Source organism: Paenarthrobacter sp. CM16 (genome assembly GCF_013179505.1).
Taxonomy (GTDB): Bacteria; Actinomycetota; Actinomycetes; order Actinomycetales; family Micrococcaceae; genus Arthrobacter.
Window position 1 is genome coordinate 1 of sequence record NZ_JABMCX010000229.1, and the last position, 7,753, is coordinate 7,753.

Annotated in this window: 11 protein-coding genes; 8 read left to right on the top strand and 3 right to left on the bottom strand. The window is 60.4% G+C overall.

Annotation, left to right across the window (positions count from 1 at the left end; all coding sequences use genetic code 11):
* Window positions 1–45 precede the first annotated feature (45 nt).
* The 8 genes from HP499_RS17670 (at window position 46) to HP499_RS17705 (ending at window position 5,334) form a co-directional block, all read left to right on the top strand.
* A complete protein-coding gene (locus tag HP499_RS17670; protein ID WP_172325511.1) occupies window positions 46–996 on the top strand; it encodes a P1 family peptidase in 951 nt (316 codons plus the stop codon).
* Between the two features lie 193 nt (window positions 997–1,189).
* Window positions 1,190–1,411: a translation initiation factor IF-1 gene (gene infA / locus HP499_RS17675; RefSeq protein WP_011775571.1), complete on the top strand. Its 222-nt coding sequence runs from the start codon at window positions 1,190–1,192 to the stop codon at window positions 1,409–1,411.
* A gap of 72 nt (window positions 1,412–1,483) precedes the next feature.
* Entirely contained in the window at window positions 1,484–1,597 is a 114-nt protein-coding gene (gene rpmJ / locus HP499_RS17680; RefSeq protein WP_011775570.1) for a 50S ribosomal protein L36, read from the top strand.
* A gap of 196 nt (window positions 1,598–1,793) precedes the next feature.
* Window positions 1,794–2,171 (top strand): 30S ribosomal protein S13, encoded by a 378-nt coding sequence (gene rpsM, locus HP499_RS17685; protein WP_011775569.1) that lies wholly within the window; start codon window positions 1,794–1,796, stop codon window positions 2,169–2,171.
* 51 nt (window positions 2,172–2,222) lie between these two features.
* Window positions 2,223–2,624: a 30S ribosomal protein S11 gene (gene rpsK, locus HP499_RS17690; protein WP_014922380.1), complete on the top strand. Its 402-nt coding sequence runs from the start codon at window positions 2,223–2,225 to the stop codon at window positions 2,622–2,624.
* Between the two features lie 149 nt (window positions 2,625–2,773).
* Window positions 2,774–3,784 (top strand): DNA-directed RNA polymerase subunit alpha, encoded by a 1,011-nt coding sequence (locus HP499_RS17695; protein WP_011775567.1) that lies wholly within the window; start codon window positions 2,774–2,776, stop codon window positions 3,782–3,784.
* Between the two features lie 66 nt (window positions 3,785–3,850).
* Window positions 3,851–4,411: a 50S ribosomal protein L17 gene (rplQ, locus tag HP499_RS17700; protein ID WP_089595783.1), complete on the top strand. Its 561-nt coding sequence runs from the start codon at window positions 3,851–3,853 to the stop codon at window positions 4,409–4,411.
* Between the two features lie 32 nt (window positions 4,412–4,443).
* Window positions 4,444–5,334 (top strand): tRNA pseudouridine(38-40) synthase TruA, encoded by an 891-nt coding sequence (locus tag HP499_RS17705; RefSeq protein WP_172325512.1) that lies wholly within the window; start codon window positions 4,444–4,446, stop codon window positions 5,332–5,334.
* Between the two features lie 124 nt (window positions 5,335–5,458).
* On the opposite strand, the gene HP499_RS17710 is transcribed toward HP499_RS17705, so the two are convergent.
* From HP499_RS17710 to HP499_RS17720, 3 genes are all read right to left on the bottom strand, one after another.
* Complete coding sequence (locus HP499_RS17710; RefSeq protein ID WP_172325513.1) at window positions 5,459–6,337, bottom strand: type II secretion system F family protein; 879 nt, start codon at window positions 6,335–6,337, stop codon at window positions 5,459–5,461.
* Between the two features lie 10 nt (window positions 6,338–6,347).
* Complete coding sequence (locus HP499_RS17715) at window positions 6,348–7,289, bottom strand: type II secretion system F family protein (protein WP_172325514.1); 942 nt, start codon at window positions 7,287–7,289, stop codon at window positions 6,348–6,350.
* 2 nt (window positions 7,290–7,291) lie between these two features.
* The coding region (locus HP499_RS17720; protein ID WP_172325515.1) for an ATPase, T2SS/T4P/T4SS family at window positions 7,292–7,753 on the bottom strand (462 nt) is incomplete at its 5' end.

A 7,753-nucleotide genomic window follows, 5' to 3' on the forward strand; every position in this document is an offset into this window, starting at 1 on the left:
CAGGCTGGCGAGGCCAGCCGGGGCGGGCAGGGGGAGAATGGAGCCATGGATTCGATCACCGATGTTGCCGGCATACGGGTTGGGCATGTGCAGAGGGTGGGGGAGGGGTGGTTGTCCGGGGTTACTGTGGTGCAGCCTCCTGCGGGGACTGTGGGGTCCGTGGATGTTCGTGGTGGGGGTCCAGGGACCCATGAAACCGACGCCCTGGATCCCACTACCCTCGTTTCCGGCGTTGATGCAGTCGTTCTGACCGGGGGCAGTGCCTTCGGTTTGGCGTCCGCTGGTGGTGCGCAACAGTGGTGTGAGGAGCAGGGCAGGGGGTTCGCTGTTCCAGGGACCGTGGTGCCGATTGTGCCTGCGGCCGCCATCTTTGATCTCGGTCGGGGTGGTGACGTGAAGGCGCGACCCGACGCCGGCATGGGCTACCAGGCAGCCGCCGCGGCATTCGCTTCCGGTGACCATGCCGTCGTCGAACGTGGAAACGTGGGTGCGGGGACCGGTGCGCTCATAGCGCGGGGGCAGTACAAGGGCGGGATCGGGACGTCGTCCATTAGCCTCGACGGTGGTGTGGTTGTTGGCGCTATTGCTGTTGTGAATGCACTGGGATCGCCGGTGTTTGGTCCTGCCGGCCTGAAACCCGATGTGGACCCCGCCCTTTCGCCGCAGGGGCTCAACACAACGTTGGTGGTGATTGCGACCAACGCGGTGCTTGATGTGGCTGAGTGCAAGCGGACTGCTTCGGCCGGGCATGCGGGCTTGGCGCGGGCTTTGGATCCGTCCCATACTTTGGCGGACGGAGACACCGTGTTCGCCCTGGCGACCGGCGCCGTCGGGCTTGACCGCAGTACTGAACAGGCGCGACAGGTGTCGCTGATAACGCTCCAAAGCGCCGCGGCGGAAGCCGTTCGGCTGGCGATCCTCGACGGCGTCCTGGCGGCGGACAGCGTTACGACGGCCGCAGGTGAATTCCCGGCTTTCAGGCCTTCAGGGGAGTGACGGCGGGGGTGCCTTGCGCTACCATGGACGGATTTAACTTTCCGGCCTGATTGGCGTAGAGTTATTTGTTGGTTGTCTGTGCAGCCACGCCCTTTTTAGTGTCGTGGTTCAAGAGAGCCAAGCAAACAAAAAACGTCCGCTGGATCTTCGGTGCCTACTGAAGGACGGCGGCAAACAACAGTTAGCGGAGGATATGGCCAAGAAGGACGGGGTCATTGAGATCGAGGGCGTTGTGACTGAGGCGCTGCCCAATGCGATGTTTCGTGTTGAGCTCACCAATAAGCACGTCGTTCTCGCACACATCTCTGGGAAGATGCGACAGCACTACATTCGAATCCTCCCCGAGGACCGGGTAGTGGTTGAGCTGAGCCCATACGACCTCACACGTGGTCGTATCGTCTACCGCTACAAGTAAATTGCTGGGCGGCCTGGCAATAGTGCCTAAGCCGCTCCAGCAGATCAACTGCAAAACACGCAAAGGAACGCCATGAAGGTCAAGCCGAGCGTCAAGCAGATCTGCGACAAGTGCAAAGTGATCCGCCGTAACGGCCGGGTCATGGTGATCTGCGAGAACCCGCGCCACAAGCAGCGCCAGGGCTAATTCCCCTTCCGGGAATCAGCGCCCGCAAGGGCAAACCTGGGTTGCTAGCCCACGCAAGTAAATAAAGGCAGCACAAGCTGTGCCAGGACTGCATTTCAGAGCCTGGTCAGCGAACCCCCGGTCGGAGGCTGGGGCCACACGGAACGTGTGGGTGTACTGCCTACGACCTCCGGTTTATTCAAGGAGTACCGCCACTATGGCTCGTCTCGCTGGCGTAGACATTCCCCGCGAAAAGCGGTTGGAAATTGCGCTTACTTACATCTACGGCGTGGGCAAGACCCGTGCACACGAAACCCTGGCTGCCACCGGCATCAGCGCTGACGTTCGCGTCAAGGACCTGACTGACGCCGAGCTGGTCCAGCTGCGTGACTACATTGAAGGCAACTACAAGGTTGAGGGTGACCTTCGCCGCGAGGTAGCCGCTGACATCCGCCGCAAGGTAGAAATCGGCAGCTACGAAGGCCTGCGCCACCGCAAGGGCCTGCCCGTACGCGGACAGCGTACGAAGACCAACGCTCGTACCCGCAAGGGCCCGAAGCGCACCGTCGCCGGCAAGAAGAAGGCCGGACGTTAATCCCTCGGGATTGACCTGGTTTTCCCCCGATAACTTTCTGTAGGAGAAACAATGCCCCCGAAGACTCGTGGAGCGGTTCGTAAGCCGCGTCGCAAGGATAAGAAGAATATTGCGCTTGGCCAGGCGCACATCAAGAGCACCTTTAACAACACCATCGTGTCCATCACGGACCCGAACGGTGCTGTCATCTCATGGGCTTCCGCCGGTGAGGTTGGCTTCAAGGGCTCCCGTAAGTCCACCCCGTTCGCTGCCCAGATGGCTGCCGAAGCTGCTGCAAAGCGCGCTCAGGAGCACGGTCTGCGCAAGGTTGACGTATTCGTCAAGGGCCCGGGATCCGGACGCGAAACCGCAATCCGTTCGCTTCAGGCCGCTGGCCTCGAGGTTGGCTCCATCCAGGACGTCACCCCCAGCGCCCACAACGGTTGCCGCCCGCCGAAGCGCCGCCGCGTCTAATTAGGTCTTCCCTGCCTGACTGGCCGGGCCTGCTATGGAGTGTTTCGACGCTCCATCAGCATGGCCCGGCTGGTCAGGCTGGAAACCGAAGCCGATTTCCACCACCTGTGTTGCGTCATATAGCGGATGCTCGCCGAAAGGAAACCTAAGTGCTCATTGCACAGCGCCCCACCCTGTCTGAAGAAGTTGTATCCGAGAACCGCTCCCGTTTCATCATTGAACCGCTGGAGCCGGGCTTCGGCTACACCCTCGGAAACTCCCTCCGCCGTACCCTGCTCTCCTCCATCCCCGGTGCCGCTGTAACCAGCATCCGGATCGATGGCGTGCTGCACGAGTTCACCACGGTTCCGGGTGTCAAGGAAGATGTCACCGAGATCATCCTGAACATCAAGAACCTTTCGGTTTCCTCCGAGCACGATGAGCCGGTTGTTGCGTACCTGCGCAAGCAGGGCCCCGGAGTCGTCACCGCCGCGGACATCGCTCCGCCGGCCGGCGTCGAATTCCACAACCCGGATCTGCACATTGCCACACTGAACTCGAAGGGCAAGTTCGAACTCGAACTGACCATCGAGCGCGGCCGTGGCTACGTTTCGGCAGCTCAGAACAAGTCCGGCGACTCCGAGATCGGCCGTATTCCGGTTGACTCGATCTACTCGCCGGTCATGAAGGTAACTTTCCGCGTGGAAGCTACCCGTGTTGAGCAGCGCACCGACTTCGACAAGCTCATTGTCGACGTCGAGACCAAGCAGGCAATCGCTCCGCGCGATGCTGTTGCTTCCGCAGGCACCACCCTGGTGGAACTGTTCGGTCTGGCTCGTGAGCTGAACACCGCAGCTGAAGGTATCGAGATTGGCCCGTCGCCGACGGACGCTGCCCTGGCAGCTGACATGGCTCTGCCGATCGAGGATCTGGACCTCACCGTCCGTTCCTACAACTGCCTCAAGCGTGAGGGCATCCACACCGTGGGTGAACTCGTTGCCCGCTCCGAGGCTGACCTGATGGACATTCGTAACTTCGGTGCGAAGTCCATTGACGAGGTCAAGGCAAAGCTCGTCGAACTGGGTCTGTCCCTCAAGGACTCCCCTCCCGGTTTCGATCTCGCAGCCCGCGCCGCAGCCATCGAAGAGGACGACGCCGCGTTCAGCGACGACGAGCTCTAAACAGCAGATCTTGGCCGCCGGGTCCAGCAATGGACCTGACCGGCTTACATAACAGGAGAAATAACTATGCCTACCCCCACTAAGGGTCCGCGCCTCGGAGGCGGCCCGGCTCACGAGCGCCTGATGCTCGCGAACCTGGCAGCTGCTCTGTTTGAGCACAAGCGCATCACCACCACGGTCACCAAGGCCAAGCGCCTTAAGCCGTACGCAGAGCGTCTGGTCACCTTCGCCAAGCGTGGCGACCTCGCTTCCCGCCGCCGCGTTCTCGGCCTGATCAGCGACAAGGGCGTTGTCCACGAGCTGTTCACCGACATCGCCGGCGCCGTTGCCAACCGCGATGGTGGCTACACCCGCATCACCAAGATCGGCAACCGTAAGGGCGACAACGCTCCCATGGCTGTCATCGAGCTCGTCCTCGAGCCGGTTTCCCCGAAGCAGGCCGTTGTTGCTGAAGCAACCGCTGCCGCTGCCAAGGCTGCTCCGGCTGCCGAGGAAGAGGTCGTTGAGACCGAAGCTGTAGAAGCAGAAGCTGCTGAGACGGAAGAGGCTCCGGCCGCTGAAGCCGACGCTGCTGAAGCTGAAGCTGCTGAAACCGAAGAGGCTCCGGCCGCTGAGGACAAGAAGTAATTCACTGAATTCTTCACAGTAGACTTAAGTCTATGAACGAACGAAAACCCGCTGCCCCCGTTTTGGGGGGCGGCGGGTTTTTGCGTGTCCGGCTTGATCTCTCGTACGACGGCGGTCCTTTCAACGGTTGGGCCTTGCAACCCGGTCTTCGTACCGTCCAGGGTTCGTTGGAAGAAGCACTGGCACTTTTGCTGCAACGGCCCATCCGTGTAACCGTTGCCGGCCGGACTGATGCCGGCGTTCACGCCCGCGGCCAGGTAGTGCACCTGGACCTGACCGAAGCTGAGTGGTTCTCGCTGCCGCGCGGGCACGAACTCGATCCCGCCGTCGCGCTCTTGCGGCGACTCCGTGGTGCACTGAGCCGGATACTTGGGGACCTCACCGGTGCGGTGGAAGTGCACGACGCCGGTCTGGCGCCGGAAGGTTTCGACGCCCGCTTCTCTGCGCTGTGGCGGAGGTACAGTTACCGGATTGCCGACGGTCCCGAGCGATGGGACCCGGTGCTGCGGGGCATCACGTTGTGGCACAAGACTCCGTTGGATGTTTCGCTCATGAACTCCGGGGCAGCAGCGCTGCTGGGGCTCCAGGATTTCCGGTCCTATTGCAAGCCGCGTGAAGGTGCCACCACCATCCGCGAGCTGCAGAAGTTCTCCTTTTCCCGGGGAAGCGACGGTGTCATTGAGGCCACTGTTCAGGCCGATGCCTTCTGCCACAACATGGTGCGCTCCTTGGTGGGATCTGCGCTGCGTGTGGGGGAGGGGCTGGAGTCTCCTGGCTGGTTGCACTCGCGCCTGCTGGAACGCAAGCGGGATGCCAAGTCCGTTCTTGCTGCACCGCATCCCTTGGTGCTGGAGGAAGTAGCCTATCCGTCGGATGCGGAGTTGCTGGCCCGCGCTGAGCTGACACGGGCGCGGCGGGAGTAGTTCTTTCCGTTGGGTCCGGATGTTGGAGGACCCCCTCCCGGCTCTGGGTACCGGAAGGGGGCCGTTGTGGCACTCCGTGGTCTGGGATCCGCGAAGTGCCGGTCTATTTCCCGCGGGACAGCCGCTACGAAAAGGCCTCGGCTATCTTGATTACTGCGGGACCCAGAAGGACTATGAACAACACTGGGAAGATCGAGAACAGTAGGGGGAAAAGCACCTTAACAGGCAACTTCATCGCTTTCTCTTCAGCGTTTTGACGTCGCTTGACTCTGGCCTGTTTGGCCTGCGCCCGGAGGACGTTGGCTATGCCAATGCCGTACTTATCGGCTTGGATGACCGCGAGGACAAAGCTGCGAACGTCGGGAACAGTAGAGCGCTCTGCCAATGCTTCGTAGGCTTCCTGCCGAGGACGTCCTACTTGGATATCTTGAAGCGTTCTCATCAGCTCATGCGCGAGCGGGCCGTCCCCATGAGCTGACGCGCGCTCCATGGCAGATTCGAAACCAAGTCCTGCCTCAACGGAGATCAGCATCTGGTCCAAGGTGTTGGGAAACTCTACTTGTATGGCCTCCTGCCGTTTGAGTCCGGTGTTATACACAAGAAGGTCGCAGATGAAATAGAGAAAGACCGTAAGGAAGATGCACAATCCGATGCTGAGAGGGCTGGGATTCGCCAGAATGAGCAGCACACCCGCGGTGGCTCCTGACACCGCAAGAATTGGCTTTAGTGCGATGAGTTTTGTCAGCGGCATTGATTTGGGGCGTCCGGCCAAAGCGAGCCAATGATCAAGCTTGGCTTCGTAGCTTCCAGGGGTGAGTTTCCGGGCGACCCCCAGAAGCAGGGGTGGGCGTCGGACGTCGACTCCAGTTCCTTGCGCAAAGCCGGAACCCAAATTGCTTTGAATGGCTACGATGCCCTTCCGGTCGATCGTTGCGAGGGACCAAACGAAGTAGCCGACGGGAAGGATGATTGCTGCAATGATCAACCACGGGATAAGCGTCATGACAGTCCTCCTAGAACCTGATCTTTACGGTGCGGCTCATCCAGAAACCGCCGATGACGAAGAGGATTGCGCTGGCAACCAGCATGGCGATCCCCACAGGATGGGTGACGAAGACTGACATGTACTTTGGATTCATCAAGGTCAGGAGTAGACCAACACCGACTGGCAAAGCCATAAGGATGTAAGCAGACATCTTTCCCTCGGCACTGAGTGCCTTGACGTGGGCCTTGATTTCACTGCGTTCCCGGATGGTTCCTGCAACTTGCTCCAGGACCTCCGCAAGGTCGCCACCCACTTCCCGGTTGATCTGGATGGCCTGCCCAATCCAGCGAAAGTCCTCGGAATCCATCCGGGCGGCACATTCTTCCAGGGCTTGTCGTGGATCCTTTCCGATCCTGACTTCATTGACAATTCGGGACAGTTCTTCGGAGGTGGGTGCCTCTGCTTCCTGGGCAGCCGCCTCAAGGGAGCGCATGATGCTGTGCCCAACACGAAGACCGCCGATGAGCATCTGGATGGTATCGGTCAGCTGTGCATCGAACTTCGATCGTCGCTTGTCTGTCTTGACTACCAAAACGAGTTTTGCCACGAATGGAGTAGCCAGCGCCATCAGGATTCCGATGATCAACGAGACGAGCAGCGATCCGAGGACACCTACTGCGATCGTTACGATGGCCACCATGACCGTAAAGTCGGCTGGTGCCTGCTTCACGCCGGCTTGGTAGAGAATTTCCCGGTTGAAGGGTCCGCCCGAGCGACCAATTGCCGTGTCGACAAAGTGGACGGCGGATTGCGAGACTTTTCCGACTGCAGAGTCATCGGTTGAGGCACCAAGCCTGCGGCGTTCAACGGGAATGGCGCCATTGTCCGGTTTCAACACAATCAAGACCAAGACCGCAATAGCGGCAAAACACAGCCCTATGGCGACCACGAAGAGCGCGGGGGAGTCCATGGTTACCGCCTTCCCATGGGTGCAGGAGCTACGCCGAAAACTGACGGGGGAACCGCAATTCCCAACTCAGCGAAGCGGTCCAGGAATCGTGGTCGGATGCCGGTCGGAAGAGCGCGACCCAGGAAACGGCCTTGAGCATCAATTCCTGCAGAGTAGTCGAATAGAAAAGCATCCTGCAGGGTCACGACGTCGCCCTCCATACCTTGGACCTCGGTAACGTGCGTGACACGACGTGTTCCGTCGCGCAGCCGGGTAATTTGGACGATCAGATCCACAGCAGAGGAAACCTGCTCGCGAATGGCCCTGAGGGGTAGATCCATACCAGCCATCAGCACCAGGGTCTCCAGGCGAGCGATCGCATCGCGGGGAGAATTGGCATGCACCGTGGACAGAGAACCGTCATGGCCGGTGTTCATGGCCTGCAGCATGTCCAATGACTCACCCCCGCGCACCTCGCCTACGAT